The following is a 20433-nucleotide window of genomic DNA, read 5'->3' as shown; positions in this document are numbered from 1 at the left end:
TTTTGCCCATCTTTGTCGTCATCAAACCACAGACACATCACCACATGACCGAAACCAGCCAAACATCAAGCCATAATACAGCCGACAGCAACGAACCCGTCGTGTCGTTGCACAACCTGCTCATTCGCCAGGAAGACAACGTGGTGCTCAAAGACGTGAACCTGAAAATTCAGAAAGGCGAATTTGTGTACATTATTGGGAAAGTGGGCAGCGGCAAATCGAGCCTGCTCAAAACGCTGTATGCCGACCTAACATTGGCCGAAGGCGAAGCCAACGTTTCGGGGTTTCATTTGCAGAAAATTAAGAAAAAGGAAATCCCCTACCTGCGACGCAAGATGGGCATTGTGTTTCAGGATTTTCAATTGCTGATGGATCGATCGGTGTACGACAACCTGCTGTTTGTACTTCAGGCAACGGGATGGAAACACAAAAAGGAGATGGACAAGCGCATACGTGATGTGCTGGCGCGGGTCGACATGGTTCACAAAGGGTACAAAATGCCACACCAGCTCTCGGGAGGCGAACAACAACGCATTGCCATTGCCCGAGCCCTGCTCAACGAACCCGAACTGATATTGGCCGACGAACCCACCGGCAACCTCGACCCCGAGACATCCGACGAACTGATGAAACTGCTGCACATGATTCGCGAAGAGGGACGATCGGTGATCATGGCCACACACAACCACAATCTCATCAAACGCTATCCCGGGCGCACGCTCAAATGCGAAAACGCCCGCCTGGTGGAAACCGGGCAGGAAGAAATAGAACTGGACATCTAATTATCAAAAGACTCCCCACAAGGGAGTTTTTTTTGTGGGATATTTTAGTCATTTTAAACCTTCAAGGTCTTTGAGACCTTGAAGGTTTAGTGGAGGTTTGGTGAGGCACTCAGTCATTCGAGGGCTCCAATCACCCGTTCACCACCGCCATTCACCCACTGAGGGGATTTGAGTTTCGGCATTCCCCCCTGACCGATATGTTTGCACTCAAATCAATCCCTTTTCACATGAAACGCACAACACCCTTCGCCCGATTGAAAATGAGTTACGTTATCTTATGGATGATCAGTTTGTCGATGCCGCTGATGGCACAGCAAACCCAAACCATCCGGGGACAAATCATCGACAAAGCCAACCGCCAACCCCTGCCCGGCGCCACGGTGGTGGTACCCGGATCCACCCCACCCATCGGAACCACCAGCAGCGGTGACGGGTGGTTTAAACTCACCAACATCAGCGTGGGACGCGTGAACCTCGAAATCAACTTTCTGGGGTATCAACCCGTAGTTTTAAAAAACCTGGAGCTGACATCGGGGAAGGAACTGCTGCTCAACATCGAGATGGAAGAAAGCACCCAAAACGTTGGCGAGGTAACGGTGAAGGCCTCCAAGCCCAAAACATCGGCCATCAACGACATGGCGCTCATCAGTGCCCGATCGTTTACCGTGGAGGAGACCGAGAAATATGCCGGCAGTCGCGGCGACGTGGCGCGCATGGCCTCCAACTTTGCAGGGGTGTCGTTTGCCAACGATTCACGCAACGACATTATTATACGCGGCAATTCCCCACAAGGGCTCCTTTGGCGGCTCGATGACGTGGACATCCCCAACCCCAACCACTTTGCCGAAAACGGCACCACGGGCGGCCCGGTTGGGATGCTCAACAACAATGTGCTGCGCAACTCTGACTTTTTCACGGGTGCCTTCCCGGCCGAATATGGCAACGCCCTCTCGGGAGTCTTTGATCTGCGCATGCGCAACGGCAACAACGAACAGTACGAGCACCTGTTCCAAATAGGCTTCAACGGCTTTGAAGGCGGCAGCGAAGGCCCCATCAGCCGGGCGGGCAAAAGTTCGTACCTGGTCAACTATCGTTATTCCACTCTGGCGGTGTTCGACAAAATAGGGTTCAACATGGGCACGTCGGGCATTCCCTATTATCAGGATGTGACCTTCAAACTCCACTTCCCCACCCGCAAAGGCGAGGTGTCGATGTTTGGGTTGGGCGGCAAAAGCAGCATCCTGATGCTCGACAGCAAGCAAGCCGACCGCGACCTGTACAGCAACGACGGTCAGGACTTGGACAACCGCTCAAAGATGGGCGCCACCGGCATCAGCTACTTGCACTACCTCACCCCAAAAACCTACGCGAAAGTCACCCTGTCGGCACTCTATCAAAACGGAGGCACCGACATCGACACGCTGGACATACAGGGCCACAAAACCCGCACGGTGACCCACGACATTTCGGAATACCGACTGAGCGCCGCTTTCACCACCGGCACTAAATTCAGTGCCTCGCTCTCGAGCAAAGCCGGCATCAGCATCGACCAAATGGGCTACGACATGTACACCCAAACCTGGGACGATGACATCCACGGGCTGAAAGAGCGACTCAACACCGGCAAACCATTGGGTCAAGGCGGTTACCTATTGCGGAGTTATGCGCAATTCATCAGCAAAATGGGTCACAACATCAGCATCACACCCGGGGTGAACCTGCTGCACCACACCCTGAGCCATCACACGGCCATAGAGCCACGCTTGGGCGCATCGTGGCAATATGCCCCATCACGAAAAATCAACGTGGGCTATGGCATGCACGCCAAAACCCATCCCCTGTCGGTGTACTATTTAAAAACCCTCATGGCCAACGGGCAAGCCATTGAAACCAACAAGCACCTCGATTTCACCAAGTCGCACCAGATGGTGGCCGGCCATGACTGGAACATCAACCATCACATGCGCATCAAAACAGAGGTGTATTACCAATGGTTATATGATGTGCCCGTTGAAACTGCCCCGTCGTATTTCAGCCTAATCAACGGCGGCGCGCACTGGGGCATCGAAGCCGAAGACAGCCTGGTGAACCGGGGAACCGGTAACAACTACGGATTGGAGCTCACACTGGAACACTTTCTGAACCACGGCTACTACTATTTGGTAACCGCCTCACTGTTTGAATCGACCTACCGGGGAAGCGACGCAGTGACGCGAAACACCGCTTTCAACGGCAACTATGTGGTGAACCTGTTGGGCGGCAAAGAATTTAAGCTGAGCCCCACCCAAGCGCTGTCGCTGGATGTGAAAGTGACCATGGCCGGCGGAAAACGCCGCATCCCCATTGACGAGGGGCGCTCACGTCAAACCGGCGAAACCGAGTACGACGAAAGCCAGGCGTTTGAAACCCGACACCCCGATTTCTTTAAAACCGACTTTAAAATCAGCTACAAAATCAACAAAAACAACATCACACAGGAGTGGCAACTCTATTTTGAGAACCTCACCGACCACAAAAACGTGCTCAACGAAAGTTATAGTCAATCCAAGAATCAAGTGGTGGAAAACTATCAATTGGGATTCTTCCCCATGATGCAATACCGGATAACTTTTTAATTTTACCGCCCATCGCACCATGAACACAACCATCAAACACCTCAAATGGATTTTCATTCTGTGCCTGATGACATGCACGCTCATCCCGTTGTATTTTGTCATTGGGAACCTGTCATATCGCTGTGACATACACGCGAACATTATTGTCATCAACATCGTGTTCTCGCTACTAGCAACCGTCCTGAACGCATCGGCAGTGATGCTGTTTTCAAAACTAATTTTAAACACGCGCTATCCCTGGCACAAGAGTAAATCCAAACGGGTATTCATTGAACTGGTGAGCACCAACATGATTAGCGTGGCGGGTAGCTCCCTTGTGTTTAGCCTGTTTATTTTCACTTTTGGCAAAGAACAGATGGATGATTTTGAAAACTCACTAACTGCCATCTGGTTCCAAATTGCCACCATTTCCATCATCATCAACAGCATGTCGGTAGCTGTGCACGAAGGGCAATACCTGTTTCGGGAGTGGATGAAATCGAAAATTGAAACCGAACAACTCCGTCGGGAGATTGCCGAAACCCAATACGCGGCATTGAAAAACCAGGTGAACCCGCACTTCCTGTTCAACAGCCTGAACTCGCTGGCATCACTGATTCGCATGTCGCCCGACAAAGCCATTGAATTTGTAGACAAGTTTTCGAAAATCTATCGCTATGTGCTCGATGTGAACGAAAAACTGGTGGTTCCGTTGGCCGATGAACTGGCGTTTTTACAGTCGTACCATTTTTTGCAAACCATCCGGTTTGGGGAGAATCTGCAATTGCACATTCATTTGAATGACGAAACGCGCAATCGCTATGTGGTTCCGCTGGCACTTCAACTCATCATCGAAAACGCCATCAAACACAACGAAATCTCCACCGCTCACCCACTGAACATCACTATCCGCAGCAGCGACACCCACCTGGTGATCACCAACACGTTGCGATTACGCACAACCCTGGAGCCCTCCAATGGCATTGGACAGAAAAATATCATTCAACGCTATGAGCACCTGAGCGATTTGCCCTGCACCTTTGCACTGAATGGCAATCAATTCGAAGCACACATTCCGCTGCTGGACGAATAATCAACACCCCAAAACACATGAACATCCTCATCATAGAAGACGAAGCGCTGGCGGCCAACAACCTGGCCGAAATGATACAAAAGCTGATTCCGGAGGCGCACATCGTGGCCAAAATCGAATCGGTGCGCGAGGCGGTTTCCTGGCTGAAAAACAACACACCGCAGCTGATATTTTGCGACATTCAACTATCGGATGGCATCTCGTTCAGCATCTTTGAGCAAACTCAGGTCAACACGCCCGTCATCTTCACCACCGCCTACGACCAGTATGCCATCAAAGCATTTAAAGTCAACAGCATTGATTACCTGCTGAAGCCCATCGACGAGCAAGCGCTGAAAGGTGCCATGGATAAATATCAACGCACCACTCATTCATCGCCCATTGATTATGAAGCGCTCATTGCCACCCTCACCCAACGCACCGAATATCGCGAACGATTGGTGGTGTATGTGGGGCAAAAAATGGTGACGGTGAAATGCAGTGACATTTCCCACTTCTTCACCACCGATGGCAATGTGTTCTTCACCACCTTTGAAGGCAAAACCTACGATGTCGACTTCACACTCGACAAACTGGAAGGCATGCTCAATCCCCGGCACTTTTATCGTATCAACCGTCAAATGATCATTCACATCGAGGCCATCGACACCATGTACCACGCCTCCAAAAGCCGCATCAAACTGACCATCCGACCACCATTTAACCAGGATGTGTTTGTGAGTTTTAACAACACGCCGGGGTTTAAAGAGTGGCTGAACCGATAAAACGACCTCAGACGCCCGTTTGGGCATGACTCAACGACGTCGTTTCGTCGCTCATCAAAGACGAAAGAATCTTTTCATCTTCGCCCATCTCGATGCCCGATACCGTGACAGCCGTTTCAATCAAGGCCAGATGCGAATATGCCTGCGGAAAGTTACCCAGCAATCGACGGGTTTTAAAGTCCAAATCTTCGCTGAAAAGGCCAAGGTGATTCCCCGACTTTAGCAGTTGCACAAAACGGCGGCGGGCATCATCGTGCTTTCCAATTTTAAACAAGGCATTGATGAGCCAAAAGGTGCAAATGGTAAATGCTGACTGAGGCAACCCAAAGTCATCCTTATTTTTATAGCGATATAACAAACCATTGTTCGACAAATCCTCGGCAATGGCCTCAACCGTTTTCCGAAACCGTTCATCAGAAGCCGGTAAGAAACCATAAGTCTCCATCAACAACAACGAAGCATCCATATCCTCAAAGCCATAAGCCTGCGTGAACGACTGACGCGATTCGCTCCACCCGTTGCGAAGAATATCGTTCCGAATCTCCTCACGCAACAACGTCCAACGCTCAATATACCGGGGTTGATTGAGAATTTCGGCAATCTTCACGCCCCTATCGGCCGCCATCCAACAAAGCACCTTGCTAAACACAAAATGACGGTTCTCATTGCGTAACTCCCAGATGCCACGGTCGGGTTTTTGCCAGTTTTTTGACACCGTTCGCATGATGCTGCGCACCACAGTCCACAAATCTTCCCCAAACTCCAACGTGGTGGTATATAACTTGAAATGCTGATGAATCACATCCATGAGGATGCCATAAATATCGTTCTGCTTTTGATGATAAGCCGCATTTCCCACCCTGACCGGCCGTGAATTAGCGTACCCGCTCAAATGTGACAGCGTTTTTTCGGTCAATTTGCGTTCGCCATCAATGCCGTACATGATTTGCATTTTATGCCCTTTCTCGGGCAATAACCCAATGATGTAACGCAAATATTTTTGAGCCATCTTCACATGCCCCAATTGCGACATGATGCGAATCACCATGGAGGCATCGCGTATCCAACAAAAACGGTAATCCCAGTTGCGTTCTTCGCCAACGGTCTCGGGCAAGGAGGTGGTTAAAGCAGCTAAAATAGCTCCGGTTTTATCGTAACTGAGCATTTTTAACACCAAGGCACTGCGAATGATTTCTTCGGTGAAGAACTTGTAACGCGTGGTACGCTCAGCCCAATTTAACCAATAAACCTTGGTGCGTTGCAGTTTTAAATTGGTGCGTTGAATATCCTGACGCAACAATTTTTGATTATAACATAACAACATGAAACGATCCTCATTGATATCAATCCAATTCCCATTTACAACATCTTGTTTGGGAAGATCGGTATAGAGATAAACCGATTCATATTCTTTACCAATGGTAAATGCTTTGATGTAATCAGTTCGCACATCGACATGGGTTTGAGGATGTGCATACTCCATTCGGGGATCAAAATTGACGCGAATGGAACAAACACCACTCACCAATCGAATGTAACGCACAATGTCACAAGGGTTATATATCTCACCGCTTTCGGACAAATAGCGGGGCATAAAGTCATGTATTTCAATCACGCCCGTTTCTGACACAAAAGTCGTGATGAGAATATTGGTGCGAAATTCATATCGTTGCGAAGTCGTTTTCAGGTCTTTCACATCAATTCCCCACGAACCACCTTTCTTCTCATCTAAAATGCGGGCAAACATAGATGGGGAGTCAAATTTGGGAACACAAAACCAATCGATGGAACCATTTTTCAAAATCAATGCGGCACTTTTACAATTGCCAATCACGCCATAGTGTAAGTTATTCATAATCTAATCGTTTTAATACGCCCACACGGTCAACATGTCAACAACATGGGGGCATCATCATCTAAACATTCAGGTAATATAGCCATTTTTTTAGTATATTGGGAAATCTCAACAGCAATCACCACCTGCTTTCAGCCTCGAAAAAACAGACTTAATCACATATAAAAAGGGCAGATTCGCCCCACGAATATTAACATAACACCATTATAAACTCATTTCAAATGACCAAACTCCATATCCTTTCAAACCGATTGCCATTTAGCGTAAAAAAAAATGATGAAAAAATTGAATTAATCCCCAGTGTGGGAGGATTAGCCACCGGCATGAAGTCCGTTTACGGACAATTTGAAGGGTCGTGGATCGGATGGCCCGGTGTGGAACTCGACACATGCACCACAGAACAGCTACTGGAGATGAATGCCATGCTCAAAGAAGAAAAGTGCATCCCGGTACATCTGACTCACAACGAAACCTTACATTATTACGAAGGATTTTGTAACAAAACCATCTGGCCTTTGTTTCACTACTTCACACAATATGCTGAATATGATGCAGCCGATTGGGAATCGTACGTGAACGTCAACCGAAAATTTGCCGATGCAGCACTCTCGATCATTGGAGACGACGATTATATATGGATACACGATTATCATTTACTGCTGGTTCCACAAATGATCAAAGAAACCAAACCATCGGTTACCATTGGCTTTTTCCTTCACATTCCGTTTCCATCATTTGAAGTCTTTCGACTCCTGCCCTGGCGTATGGAAATCCTTAATGGCCTGTTAGGGGCTGATTTGATTGGCTTTCACACCTTCGATTACGAACGCCACTTTTTCAGTTGCGTGCGCCGATTGATTGGCTACGACATTACGCTCAACCACATCAACGCCCCCGATCGACTCATTTTGGTAGATGCTTTTCCAATGGGCATCGACTACATGAAGTTCCACGAGTCATCCCGACATCTGGACAAACAATCAGAGAACGAAAAATCGGATTTCACCAAGCAACTTGAAGATTTCATCTTGCAATCACCCGATCGCAAACTGATCCTCTCCATCGACCGGATGGACTACACCAAAGGCATCCCGCATCGGCTCAAGGCATTTGCCAATTTTTTACAAAACTACCCTGAATATCGTCAAAAGGTGACACTCATCATGTTGGCCGTTCCCAGTCGTGACGAAGTGGAGCATTATCAGCTACTCAAAAAAGAGGTGGATGAACTGGTGGGTAAAATCAACGGGATGTTTGGGGACATCAATTACACCCCCATTTGGTATTTCTATCGATCTATGCCCTACCAAAACCTGGTTGAGTTATACCATGCGTGTGATGTGGCACTCATCACCCCAGTGCGCGACGGAATGAACCTGGTGGCAAAAGAATACGTTGCAGCACGTACCGGCATTGATGGCTGCATTATTCTCAGCGAAATGGCCGGAGCTGCCAAGGAATTGGGCGAAGCCATTCTGGTAAACCCCAATAATGACAACGAGATTGCCGAAGCCATCCGGCAAGCCATCTCGATGCCTGCAGACGAGCAACAGGAGCGGATGGAACGCCTGCAAGATCGCATCAAACGATATGATGTGTTTAAATGGGCCGCCGAATTTGTCAACAGCATGCACAAAGTTCAACACCTGCAATCGGAATACAACACACGAAGAGTAACTCCTGCTGTGGTTCAAACCATTGTAGAAAAATACCGATTGGCCGCACAACGGGTGATCTTTTTAGATTACGATGGAACCCTGATGCCATTTTTCAAAACGCCACAGGAAGCCAAACCCGATCAGCAAGTTCTCAACATCATCAAACAACTGACCCTAAACCCAAAAAACCTGGTCACCATCATCAGCGGACGCGATAAGGACACGCTTGGCAAATGGTTCGACAACATTCCGGTCAACCTGATTGCGGAACATGGCGTGTGGATTAAACGGAGTCAGCAAACCTGGCAAATGCCACAAGTCGTGAATAATAAATGGATGGATGGCATCCGCCCGTTGCTCGAGGGGTTTGTGGATCGAACACCGGGAACGTTTATCGAAACAAAAAACTACTCATTGGTGTGGCACTACCGCAAGGCAGAACCCGAACAAGGTGAAAAGAGAGCCAAGGAGCTGAAAGACGAGCTGACCCATCTTATCTCAAACATGAACCTCGAAATCATGGAAGGAAATAAAGTGATAGAGGTGAAAAACGGCGGCATCAATAAAGGAAGCGCCGCATTGCAGTTCCTGGGGAACCGTCACCACGACTTCATCATTGCCATTGGGGATGATTACACCGATGAATACATGTTTAGAGAATTGCCGGCCAATACCATCAGCATCAAAGTTGGCCACACGCGAACCAATGCGTCGTACCAAATCGACTCCGTCGCACACGTCAGGGCTGTGCTCGAAATTTTGGGAACCACCTAAGCTTTGCGCTGATCGGGAATTCTGTTTTGCCTGATTGGTAATGCACGGCATCATTGAGAACCATAACAGCGGGAATCCTCATTACAAAAAGTGTCGTTTCGAACCTTAAATTGGTCGGAACGACACTTTTGCAATACAATGAATCAAGAAAACCAAAAACTTTAACTAGCGATTAAAAACATTGCGCAAAACAGGCAAATCGCACTCCCACACCAGTTCGCGAGATGCCTTGATGGCATTGTCGCACATCATTTGGTAAGCCACTTTATCCCCACGCAACTGTTCAATAGCCCTGGCAATGGTTTCAGGGTTCAAATCGTCGAGCAACAATCCGGTTCCCATATCACCAACCACTTTACGGATTTCGGGAAAATTACTGGCCAACACCGGAATGCCGGCTTGGGCAAAATCAAAAATTCGATTGGGCAATGAGTAATAATAATTGAGTCCGATGTTTTCGAGCAGACACAATCCCACATCAGCAGAGAGGGTGTAGGCGGGCAACTCGTCGAAGGGGATGCGACCGGTCATCAACACCTTATGCTGCACGCCGACACGTTCCACCTCGCGTTGCACCAATTCGGTTTCATCGCCACTCCCAACGATGACCAGTAAAACATTGTCGAGATAAGCCAGCGCACGAATGGTCTCAACAATTCCACGCCCTTTATTAATGGCACCCTGGTAAACAAGCTTAAAACGAGAATCAACAATGGCCGGCTGAACATGCGTCATCGACTTTAATTCCGGCAAGTTGCGTACCACCTGAAAAGGCACACCATATTTTTTTTGGTAGATATCAGCAATGGAACCACATACGGTATATGCCCGGTCAACGCCACCAATCGTATGGCGTTCCAACCACTGCCACACCTTTTTCACCACCGGCCGATGCTGCAATTCGGGCACTTCGGGAAAATACTCGTGACTGTCGAACACCAATCGAAACCGCCCCAGCCATTTGGCCATGCGGCAACCGGTGAGCGTATCAAGGTCGATGGACAAAACGGTATGTGAGGGGTTATAAATCAGATACCACCAGAGTCGAAGGTTAAACTCGGCATAAAACAAAGGGCCATTGCGAAACATTAGCCGCAGCACCTTGATGGAGTAAGGTTTTGATGATGGTAACCGAACGGCCTTACACTGTGCCGTCACACATTCGACCCGATAGCCCATCGACATCAGGCTCATGGCGGTTTTATGAACACGGTAATCGGTGTTCATGTCGCCTGTGAGGCAAATGCGAACAAGAGGCAAGTGAAAGTCTGGCGATTGGGTAGGTGAGATGGAATAGGAAAAAAGCTGCTTTTTCATGATAAAGCCATGACGGCTTGGGTTGATTTTTATGGCTCTATTTTGATTTGTATGGGTAATCATAAGCATCAATTCACTTAGGCCAATATTTCGTGCCCTCAAGCCGGGCAGGCTCTTACTTTTTGGCTACAGCCCCAAAAAGTAAGCAAAAAAGGCCGCCGCTGACGTAAAATGGCTAAAAATCATAGGCCTTCGCTAAAATCTGCGAACTCGCAAGCTCAAACAGCGCATATTTTTTAACGCTCAGGCCTATGATTTTTTTAACGCCATTTTCCGAAGGCGGCTTAGTTACCTTGATTGATTTCGTGCTTTCATATTTTGTTTACCCACAGGATTCGACATAGAGCCATTTTTATTTAGAAACGATGTGCCTATTCATTTATTGAATCTTCGTCTGGGTTTTTCACAAATCAATTAATCAACAAAACAATTCAACAATCTGATTTTGCACAAACGATCTCATTATAAGCCATCCATCCCAACCATCTCCTTCCCTGCCGTTGGCCATCATCAAATCATATAAGCCCATTTTTACTATATTTAGCCCCCGATTCAAAATCAGATACCAAAAACAATGTCGTCACGTTGATGATTTGTCGGTCATTGTATTGCATTGAGCGCTTTACACCTGAACCGACATTCTGAAAACCACGTCATTCACCCAAAGAGAAACCATTATCATCGACACATGCATAAACTATTGGTCCCGTTGATGGTCAGCTGCCTGATGCTACAGGTACCTGCCTTTGCACAATCCACTTATCGCAACACTACACCCGAACCGGCCTACACCAGGGCTGTAGAATTATTTGAACACCAAAAATACGGATCGGCTCGCCAAGCGTTTCACGAATGGCGCACCCAGCACGCCAACATGCCTTCCCCTCTCCTGCCCGAAGCTGCCTTTATGGAGGCACGTTGTGCACAACTGCTCAAAAATAGTGACGCGGCATATCTATACGACAAATTTCTGATTGACTTTCCCGAGAGCAATAAAATTCCGTTTGTCTATTTCCACAGTGGTGAAATCATGCAGGAAGCAGGCAAATTCAAGCAGGCATCGCTGCTCTATGCCAAAGTGGATGCCAATGCATTGGACGAAACAACCCGTTACGACTATTGGTTTAAATCGGGTTATTGTCTTTTTATGCAGGAAGATTACGACCGTTCCCTCAATTATTTCCTGAAAGTAAAGGATGCCAACACCCAATGGAAAACCCCAACCCTGTACTATTATTCTCACATCATGTACATGAAGGGGAAATACGACACCGCCCTACAAGGATTTCGCCAACTCGAAAAAGAGCCGGCATTCAGCAAGATTGTCCCTTTTTACATCGCCCAGATTTATTATTTGCAAAAGGATTATGACAAGGCCATCAGCTACGCCGAACCACTTATTGCCACTGCCACCGGCGACCGCAAAACCGATATGAACCGCATCGTGGGGAGTGCCTATTTTGCCAAGAAAAACTATGCGCAAGCCATTCCATACCTCGAATCGGCAGTGCAAGCCACCCGCAAGCCCTCGCGCGAGGACTATTACAACCTTGGCTTTTCGCATTACTATCAAAAAAACTATGACAAGGCAGCCGATTATCTCTCCAAAGTCACCTCGGCCGACGACGTGATGTCACAAAACGCTTATTACCACTTGGGTGAATGTTACATTCAGATCGATGATAAAAAACGCGCCCGCGTGGCATTTGAGGCGGCGGCCAAATACGACTTCGATAAGAGCATTCAGGAAGATGCCATGTTCAATCATCTCAAACTCAATTACGAGATGGCCTTTTCGCCGTTTAATGAAATCATTAACGGCTTCATCAAATTTATCGACACCTTCCCCAACAGCAGCAAAATCGACCAGGCCTACGACTACCTCGGTAAAGCCTTTCTGACATCGAAAAACTACAAACAGGCACTCGATGCGATGAAAAGCATCAAATCGAAGAACGCCAACACCTACAAGGCCATGCAACGCATTGCTTACTATCGTGGGCTTGAACTCTACACATCACTTCAGTTTAAAGACGCCATTGACTTCTTCACCCTCAGCCTGGCCAATGGCGAATACGACAAAGACCTGAAGGTAAAAGCCATGTATTGGCGCGGCGAGGCTTACTACCGCCTGGGCTACCTCGACAAAGCCAAAACCGACTACAACAGCTTTATCCTCAATTCAGCTTCCTATCGACTGCCCGAATACAAAACCGCCCATTACAACATGGGATATGTCTTTTTTAAAGAGAAAAACTACAGTGAATCCGGCAACTGGTTCCGTAACTACGCTCGCCAGGCCGGAAGTGAAAAATCAGCCATGGTGGCCGATGCCTACAATCGCATCGGCGACTGTTTGTATGTCAACCGCGACTTTAACGGTGCCATTGGTTATTATCAATATTCAGCCAACATTTCATCGGTAAGCCCCGATTACGCATCATATCAAATTGCCTATTGCCACGGTTTGTTGCGCAATCATGACGAAAAAATTACCCTGTTGAAAAAACTCATCGCTCAGTACCCCAACTCGCAATACGTGGACGATGCATATTATGAAATTGGCCGTTCGTATGTGGCCATCAATCAACTCAACGACGCCATTTATCATTATAAAATCGTCAAGGAGAAATTTCCACAAAGCACCTTCGCCAACAAAGCCATGCTTCAATTAGGTTTGGTGTACTACAACAGCGGCGACTTGGATAATTCATTAGCATTTTACAAGCGCGTGGTCAACGAGTTCCCCAATACTGCAGAGGCGCAGGATGCACTCCTTGGCATCCGTAACATTTACATGGATCGCAACGACCCCGATGGCTATTTTGCATACACAGCCACCGTGAAAGGGTTGGCTAAAACTGCCGATAGCGAAAAAGACTCGCTCACGTTTGAAAGTGCACAACGCTTGTACATGAAAGAAGATTGCGACCGGGCGGTGCCTCTACTTCGCAACTACACCACCAGCTATGCCAATGGTCGTTACATCATTGATGCCCATTATTACCTGGCCGAATGCCTGATGAAACAAAATCAGTCACAGGAAGCTGTGGTGTCGTACGACTATTTGGCCGATGCCCCGCGCCACCTCTACACCGAAGAGGCCATTATCCGCTCGGGTAGCATTCACTATAACGCCAATCGCCCGGACAAAGCGCTACAACGTTTCGAACAGCTGGAACCCATCGCCGACATGGCCGAAAATAAGCTCGAAGCCCGCATCGGTCAACTCCGATGCCTGGTGAAACTCAACCGCACCGAGGCCATCATCTCTGCTGCCGACAAAGTATTGACATCGCCAAAATTAGCCCCCGAAATTGAACGAGAAGCCCGTTTTGCCAAAGCCAAGGCCAACCTTGCCATGAATGACAAAACAGCTGCGCTAAACGACTTCAAACTTTTGTCGGCCAACACACGAAGCACCGAAGGTGCTGAGTCGAAATACCTTGTGGCACAACTGGCCTATGATGGCGGAAACGATGCAGAAGCCGAAAAAGTCATCTTTGAACTGGCCGATACGGGCACGCCCCATCAGTATTGGCTGGCCAAAAGTTTCATCCTGCTGTCGGACATCTATCTGAAACGCGGCGAGAATTTCCAGGCACAACAGTACCTCGAAAGCATTCTGGAAAATTACGATGGCAAAAACGACGACATCCATGCCATTGCCACCCAGCGTCTCAATGCCATCAAAGCGCTTTGAAGCCCATCACATTGAATGAAGTCATTAATATTCGAAGACTAAGACCATGACACCATCCATCATAAAATCCAAGCTAACAACGATAACACTGCTGCTGCCGGTCATCCTGACAGCTCAGCAAACCATTAACCAGGACGTGCGTGTGGTACGTGAATACACGCCAACCATCTCCGACGCCACCAAAATGGATCAAATGCCCGTGCTCGATGACACATCCACCTATCGTCCTGTATTCCGATACAGCATCCTGAGCCGTCCCATTGAAACACCCGGCAAAATTGACCCCATCTCTCCGGCCCGTCTCAATGCCGAACGGGCACCCATGGTCACCAACACACGCATTAAAGCCGGTGCAGGACTCAACAATTCATTGATGGGCGAAATTGATTACAACATGCCTGCATCGAAAGATTACCAACTTGGGCTCTCCCTGCGGCAGCACTCATCGTGGGGAAAGGTAACCCACGAGAATAGCCGAGAGGCGGATGCCCCGTTACACGAAACATTTGTAGGGGCCAATGTCAAACGTTTTTTCACCGGCACCACTCTCACTTCGCACATCGACTACAAGCGCCGAGGTTACGAATACTATGGCATGGAGACGTTTGATACGTTGCAGAACTACTGGATTCCCAATCACAACGACCCGATAAAAGGCAACGACCTAAAGGTGAATTCCGCACAATACACATCCCAATTTTCGATGGGATTAGGACTGAACAATCGCGCAACGGCCTCCGACGATTTTCAATGGAATGGCAATATTGACTTTTCATCCTTTGGAAACAAAACAGGCGTCAAGCAAAACCAGCTCGACCTCGCCGGACATATTTACACCCCTGCCGGAAATCTTTACTTTGCTGCTGACCTGGACATGAATTTCTACAAAGTATCGACGCCCGACACCATTGGGCCAATGTATTCCTTTGATGATCGACAAATATCTCTCGTGAAAGCACTTCCCCGATTGGGCTACAATTTTGGCAACGGTTATGTGGAAGGCGGATTGCTACTCATCTCCGAAATGGGGCGCGATGACGACGAAATGCGCGCTGCTCCCCACCTCTATGCACAGCTGGATGTGGCACAAGGCATCGTTTCATTGTTCGGGGGCATGACAGGTCAACTCAACCGAAATGACTATGCCACCATGCAATTCAGCAACCCATTTATCTCACCCGACGTGAATATCCAGAGCAGTTTTTATGGCATGAATCTGCTGGGGGGCATCAAAGGGAACTTCAGCAGTGCTGCATCCTTCTCGGCGAAAGTTGAGTATAGCATCTTTAACGATGAACACTTCTTTGTGAACAACAGCTACGAACGCGTATCCAATGGAACCCGTGATTACGTGAACCGATTTGGCGTGGTGTACGACGATGGTTCCCTATTGAAATTGGGTGGTGAAATGCTCATCACCCCCCTAAAAATGCTCAGCGTGAAGCTTTCGGGTAATTATTACGCATGGGAACTGGATGCACTCGCCAATCCGTACCACAAACCCAATGTCGATTTAGGCTTGGGTGTCAACATCAAAGCCACTGACGACCTGCACATATCAACCAACGTCACTTACGTGGGACAACGCAAGGCATTACTCAACACATTGATTCCGGTTGAGAAAAACCTCGATGCCATGGTCGACATCAACATTGGCATCCGTTACGACTACACTCGCAGCTGGTCGTTTTGGGCTCAGCTCGATAACCTGGCAGCACGTCAATATTATCAATGGTACGGCTACCCATCTTACAAAGTCCATGCAATGGCAGGAGCCACATTCTGTTTCTGACAAATCATACACAATACATTCATCCACACAGCCGGAACTGAAAGCTTCAGTTCCGGCTGTTTTTGCTTGACTTACTCACAACCCGCTCAGCAAGCAACGAAAAAAATCACAAAAGCATCTCTCACGCCACAAGCACTGATTTAGACCACAACATCACACACAGCAACGATCACAAATTGTTAATAAAAAGCCTCCGACAAACCATCTTTAAACAGTTCATTTTACTATATTTGTAGGTCTTTTTTGAAGGTGAGAAAACGCCTTCGCAATAAAACCAAGTGATACCATGAGCGACGACATTTTGCAAGAGAAATTAATTGAACCAAAAGACTATTCGGCCAGCAGCATCACCGTGCTCGAAGGCCTGGAAGCCGTTCGGAAGCGACCGGCCATGTACATTGGCGACATTGGCGAAAAAGGGCTTCACCACCTGGTGTACGAAGTGGTTGACAACTCCATCGATGAGGCTTTGGCCGGACATTGCAATCACATTGATGTCACCATCAACGAAGATGACTCCATCACTGTATCCGACAATGGACGGGGCATCCCGGTCGATTTTCACGAAAAAGAGGGCAAGTCGGCTCTCGAAGTGGTCATGACCGTGCTTCATGCAGGAGGTAAGTTCGACAAAGATTCCTATAAAGTATCCGGAGGTCTTCACGGCGTGGGGGTATCGTGTGTGAATGCACTTTCAACCCTGTTGCGTGCCGAAGTACACCGTGGCGGCAAAATGTACGTTCAGGAATTCTCCATTGGAAAGCCCCTTTTCGACGTTAAGGAAATTGGAACAACAGACAAAACAGGGACCATCGTCACCTTTAAGCCTGATGATTCAATATTTACCACCACAACATATAAATATGACATTTTGGCCAATCGCATGCGCGAGCTGGCATTTTTGAATAAAAACATCGAGATCATCCTTACCGACTTGCGCGAGAAGGATGCTGATGGGAATGCTAAAACAGAATGTTTTCACTCCACTCGCGGACTCGAAGAATTCGTAGAATTCATTGATCAATCGCGCGAGAAGCTCATTGAAAAAACCATCTATATCACTACAGAAAAAGGTGGTATTCCGGTGGAACTAGCCATCCACTACAACACGTCGTATAGTGAAAACATCCACTCGTACGTCAACAACATCAATACCATTGAAGGGGGGACACACCTCACCGGATTTCGCCGTGGCTTAACCCGAACCCTCAAAACATGGGCTGAAAAATCGGGGCTGCTCGACAAAGTGAAATTCGACATCAATGGTGACGACTTCCGCGAAGGACTCACAGCGGTCATCTCGGTAAAAGTTCAAGAACCACAGTTCGAGGGTCAAACCAAAACCAAACTGGGTAACAGCGACGTAAGCCTCTCGGTTGATCAGGCGGTGAGCATCGCCTTGGGCAATTATTTGGAAGAAAACCCCAAAGATGCCAAAACCATTGTTAGCAAGGTGATTCTTGCAGCAACAGCACGTCATGCTGCCCGGAAGGCTCGTGAACTGGTACAGCGAAAAAGCGTGATGACCGGCGGTGGATTGCCTGGGAAATTGGCGGACTGCTCGGAACGCGACCCTCACCAATGCGAGATATTTCTGGTCGAAGGGGACTCGGCAGGTGGTACAGCCAAACAAGGTCGTGACCGTCGTTTCCAAGCCATCCTACCTTTGCGCGGTAAAATCCTGAACGTCGAAAAAGCTTTACAACACAGAGTATTCGATAGCGATGAAATCAAAAACATATTCACAGCCCTAGGTGTGACCATTGGAACCAACGAAGATTCAAAAGCACTCAACCTTGATAAACTCCGTTACCACAAAATTGTGATCATGACCGATGCCGATGTGGACGGGCGCCACATCAACACACTCATCATGACATTCATGTTCCGCTACATGAAAGACTTGGTGAGCAATGGGTATCTTTACATCGCCACTCCTCCGCTTTACCTCTGTAAAAAAGGGAAAGTGGAACAATACTGCTGGACAGAACAACAACGCCGTCACTTCATTGACACTTATGGCGGAGGTAAGGAAGACTCAGTTCACACTCAACGATACAAAGGTTTGGGAGAGATGAATGCGGAGCAGTTATGGGACACCACCATGAACCCTGCTAACCGCACATTGCGTCAGGTGACCATTGAAAGTGCCGCCGAGGCCGACCGCATTTTCTCAATGCTCATGGGCGATGATGTACCGCCACGTCGGGAGTTCATTGAACGAAATGCCACTTACGCTCGAATTGACGTTTAATAATCAATATAAAGGTGCCTTACAAGGGCACCTTTTTTAATTGACCTTCAATACCATAAATCATCTTAATCGACAAAGAATACAGGTGAAGGTATATTAATGGTCTCACATGATGCAAAAAACCCAAATTGATATTATTTTTGCATGATTATAACCACAGAAGAAATATGACACCATTGCTCATTAAGCTACTGATTCCCTTAACCTTTTTAATTTCATTCATCATTGTTTTTTTTGCCGTTCCCACCATCTTACGGGTGGCACAAACAAAGAACTTGTTTGATGAACCCAACAAACGTTCCATCCACAAAACACGCGTCCCAACCCTTGGCGGATTAGCCATTTTCATTGGATTCACGTTCACTTATTCCTTTTTTATCGATGTGATTGAATATTCACACATCCCCTATCTGTTGCCGGCATTGCTCATCATTTTTGCCATCGGTATTAAAGACGATATATTGGTAACAGCTCCCATGATTAAACTGATGGGGCAATTAATTGCAGCCTTTATCATTGTGGGCTTAGGCGACATACGCATCACCGATTTTCAAGGATTTTTCGGCATACAGCCCAGTTATTTAGGAAGTGTCATATTTTCAATTGTATTTGTAGTTTTTATCATCAACGGTTACAACCTCATTGATGGCGTTGACGGGTTGGCTGCCATAACCGGCATCATCACCATCATTGCATTTTCATTCTGGTTCCAGATAAACAACTCGTTGCACATGCCCATCATGTGTGCCACACTCACCGGCGGGTTAATGGCTTTTATGTATTACAATGTCTTTTCAAAACGGCAAAAAATATTCATGGGCGACACCGGCTCTTTGATCATTGGCTTTTTATTAGCCGTAACTGCCATTCGTTTTATTGAATTCAACAAACCTGAAAATCAGGCCAACTTAATTTTCACCATGAATTCAGCTCCAGCGGTGGCTGCCGGCATCATGGTCATTCCCATCATGGACACGCTCAGAGTATTTTTCTTACGTCTATCCAGGGGATTATCACCGTTCACAGCCGACAAAAACCACATACACCACCGCCTGTTGACACTAGGATTGAGCCACTTGCAAATCAGCCTGGTGATTGGTGCTGTAAACATTGCATTCATCATTTTGGCTTATGCCCTAAGGAATATGGGGACATTAAAATTGTTCCTTTTATTAGCAATCATGGGTATTATTGTCTCGTACATCCCCTCACACCTGATTGAACGCAAAAAAAGAAAAATGAGAGCGGCCGCTCGCTTATAATATTAAAGTGCCTCGTCAAGGGGCACTTTTTTTATGCTCATCTCCGAAGCCATCGCTTCAACACGCCTTTTACACCCCCCACACCATAGCGAAACACCAGATAATCGTTTTCGGGAATAATCTCTCGAAATATGAGCTTTAGTTTCAACCCAATGCCCTGCGTCCTCAATATTTGACGAACGGTTTGTAATCGATGCATTTCCTTTATTTTCGCGGGATCGGTGAAATATTGAGCCGAAGGAAAATTGACACCTGGCACAATATCCATCACACTACCCGGCAATAAAAGCATGCACCAGTCAAGCACCTGCATAACCTCTCGGGCAACAACAGGATTTAACCCATCTTGCAGCTTTCCATCCAAAATTCATTAAAAAAACACCTTTTTTCACCTCAAAATAGTCTCTTTTGCTCTATTTGCTTTTGTAATACATTGATAATCAGTGTCTGAATTTTCGAAAAATCATTTGTAGTACACAAGGGGGTATTGTATATCAGCGGTTTACATGTTTACTTTGGGGCATGTATTTCAAAGTATCCATGCGCACCAACCCCGAAACGGGAATCTATAGCGGTTATTACCGT

Annotated in this window: 12 protein-coding genes; 9 read left to right on the top strand and 3 right to left on the bottom strand. The window is 47.3% G+C overall.

Annotation, left to right across the window (positions count from 1 at the left end):
- Positions 1-44: 44 nt before the first annotated feature.
- From LX69_RS11785 to LX69_RS11770, 4 genes are all read left to right on the top strand, one after another.
- Positions 45-782, top strand: coding sequence for a cell division ATP-binding protein FtsE (locus LX69_RS11785; RefSeq protein ID WP_111446287.1), 738 nt, complete (start codon positions 45-47; stop codon positions 780-782).
- A 227-nt stretch (positions 783-1009) separates the two neighbouring features.
- On the top strand, positions 1010-3397 hold the full coding sequence (locus LX69_RS11780) for a TonB-dependent receptor (protein ID WP_170124362.1): 2388 nt from the start codon (positions 1010-1012) through the stop codon (positions 3395-3397).
- Between the two features lie 19 nt (positions 3398-3416).
- Positions 3417-4469 (top strand): sensor histidine kinase, encoded by a 1053-nt coding sequence (locus LX69_RS11775; RefSeq protein WP_111446255.1) that lies wholly within the window; start codon positions 3417-3419, stop codon positions 4467-4469.
- Positions 4470-4486: 17 nt separating this feature from the next.
- Entirely contained in the window at positions 4487-5233 is a 747-nt protein-coding gene (locus tag LX69_RS11770) for a LytR/AlgR family response regulator transcription factor (RefSeq protein WP_111446254.1), read from the top strand.
- A 7-nt stretch (positions 5234-5240) separates the two neighbouring features.
- Here the strand turns inward: LX69_RS11770 and LX69_RS11765 are convergent, their stop codons facing one another.
- Positions 5241-7088: a glycoside hydrolase family 15 protein gene (locus LX69_RS11765; protein ID WP_111446253.1), complete on the bottom strand. Its 1848-nt coding sequence runs from the start codon at positions 7086-7088 to the stop codon at positions 5241-5243.
- 221 nt (positions 7089-7309) lie between these two features.
- Between LX69_RS11765 and LX69_RS11760 the strand changes: the two genes are divergently transcribed.
- Complete coding sequence (locus LX69_RS11760) at positions 7310-9520, top strand: bifunctional alpha,alpha-trehalose-phosphate synthase (UDP-forming)/trehalose-phosphatase (RefSeq protein WP_111446252.1); 2211 nt, start codon at positions 7310-7312, stop codon at positions 9518-9520.
- Positions 9521-9685: 165 nt separating this feature from the next.
- On the opposite strand, the gene LX69_RS11755 is transcribed toward LX69_RS11760, so the two are convergent.
- Positions 9686-10837 (bottom strand): glycosyltransferase, encoded by a 1152-nt coding sequence (locus LX69_RS11755; protein ID WP_170124361.1) that lies wholly within the window; start codon positions 10835-10837, stop codon positions 9686-9688.
- A 688-nt stretch (positions 10838-11525) separates the two neighbouring features.
- On the opposite strand from LX69_RS11755, the gene LX69_RS11750 reads away from it, so the two are divergent.
- The 4 genes from LX69_RS11750 (at position 11526) to LX69_RS11735 (ending at position 19848) form a co-directional block, all read left to right on the top strand.
- Entirely contained in the window at positions 11526-14540 is a 3015-nt protein-coding gene (locus LX69_RS11750; protein WP_111446250.1) for a tetratricopeptide repeat protein, read from the top strand.
- A gap of 46 nt (positions 14541-14586) precedes the next feature.
- Positions 14587-16332 (top strand): TonB-dependent receptor, encoded by a 1746-nt coding sequence (locus tag LX69_RS11745; RefSeq protein ID WP_111446249.1) that lies wholly within the window; start codon positions 14587-14589, stop codon positions 16330-16332.
- Positions 16333-16618: 286 nt separating this feature from the next.
- Positions 16619-18586 (top strand): DNA topoisomerase (ATP-hydrolyzing) subunit B, encoded by a 1968-nt coding sequence (gyrB, locus tag LX69_RS11740; RefSeq protein WP_111446248.1) that lies wholly within the window; start codon positions 16619-16621, stop codon positions 18584-18586.
- 167 nt (positions 18587-18753) lie between these two features.
- Positions 18754-19848, top strand: coding sequence for a glycosyltransferase family 4 protein (locus LX69_RS11735; protein WP_111446247.1), 1095 nt, complete (start codon positions 18754-18756; stop codon positions 19846-19848).
- Positions 19849-19885: 37 nt separating this feature from the next.
- Here LX69_RS11735 and LX69_RS11730 read toward each other — a convergent pair whose 3' ends face one another.
- Positions 19886-20212 (bottom strand): hypothetical protein, encoded by a 327-nt coding sequence (locus LX69_RS11730; RefSeq protein ID WP_111446246.1) that lies wholly within the window; start codon positions 20210-20212, stop codon positions 19886-19888.
- Between the last annotated feature and the right edge of the window lie 221 nt (positions 20213-20433).

The sequence above is a fragment of the Breznakibacter xylanolyticus genome (assembly GCF_003254275.1).
Classification (GTDB): domain Bacteria; phylum Bacteroidota; class Bacteroidia; order Bacteroidales; family Marinilabiliaceae; genus Breznakibacter; species Breznakibacter xylanolyticus.
This window is presented reverse-complemented; position numbering and strand designations above follow the sequence as displayed.

Excerpts from the sequence above, each read along its gene's own strand:
- LX69_RS11750 (WP_111446250.1), top strand. The coding sequence starts at position 11,526 with ATGCATAAACTATTGGTCCCGTTGATGGTCAGCTGCCTGATGCTACAG.
- LX69_RS11755 (WP_170124361.1), bottom strand. The coding sequence starts at position 10,837 with ATGAAAAAGCAGCTTTTTTCCTATTCCATCTCACCTACCCAATCGCCA.
- LX69_RS11770 (WP_111446254.1), top strand. The coding sequence starts at position 4,487 with ATGAACATCCTCATCATAGAAGACGAAGCGCTGGCGGCCAACAACCTG.
- LX69_RS11785 (WP_111446287.1), top strand. The coding sequence starts at position 45 with ATGACCGAAACCAGCCAAACATCAAGCCATAATACAGCCGACAGCAAC.
- LX69_RS11760 (WP_111446252.1), top strand. The coding sequence starts at position 7,310 with ATGACCAAACTCCATATCCTTTCAAACCGATTGCCATTTAGCGTAAAA.
- LX69_RS11745 (WP_111446249.1), top strand. The coding sequence starts at position 14,587 with ATGACACCATCCATCATAAAATCCAAGCTAACAACGATAACACTGCTG.
- LX69_RS11765 (WP_111446253.1), bottom strand. The coding sequence starts at position 7,088 with ATGAATAACTTACACTATGGCGTGATTGGCAATTGTAAAAGTGCCGCA.
- gyrB (WP_111446248.1), top strand. The coding sequence starts at position 16,619 with ATGAGCGACGACATTTTGCAAGAGAAATTAATTGAACCAAAAGACTAT.
- LX69_RS11780 (WP_170124362.1), top strand. The coding sequence starts at position 1,010 with ATGAAACGCACAACACCCTTCGCCCGATTGAAAATGAGTTACGTTATC.
- LX69_RS11775 (WP_111446255.1), top strand. The coding sequence starts at position 3,417 with ATGAACACAACCATCAAACACCTCAAATGGATTTTCATTCTGTGCCTG.
- LX69_RS11735 (WP_111446247.1), top strand. The coding sequence starts at position 18,754 with ATGACACCATTGCTCATTAAGCTACTGATTCCCTTAACCTTTTTAATT.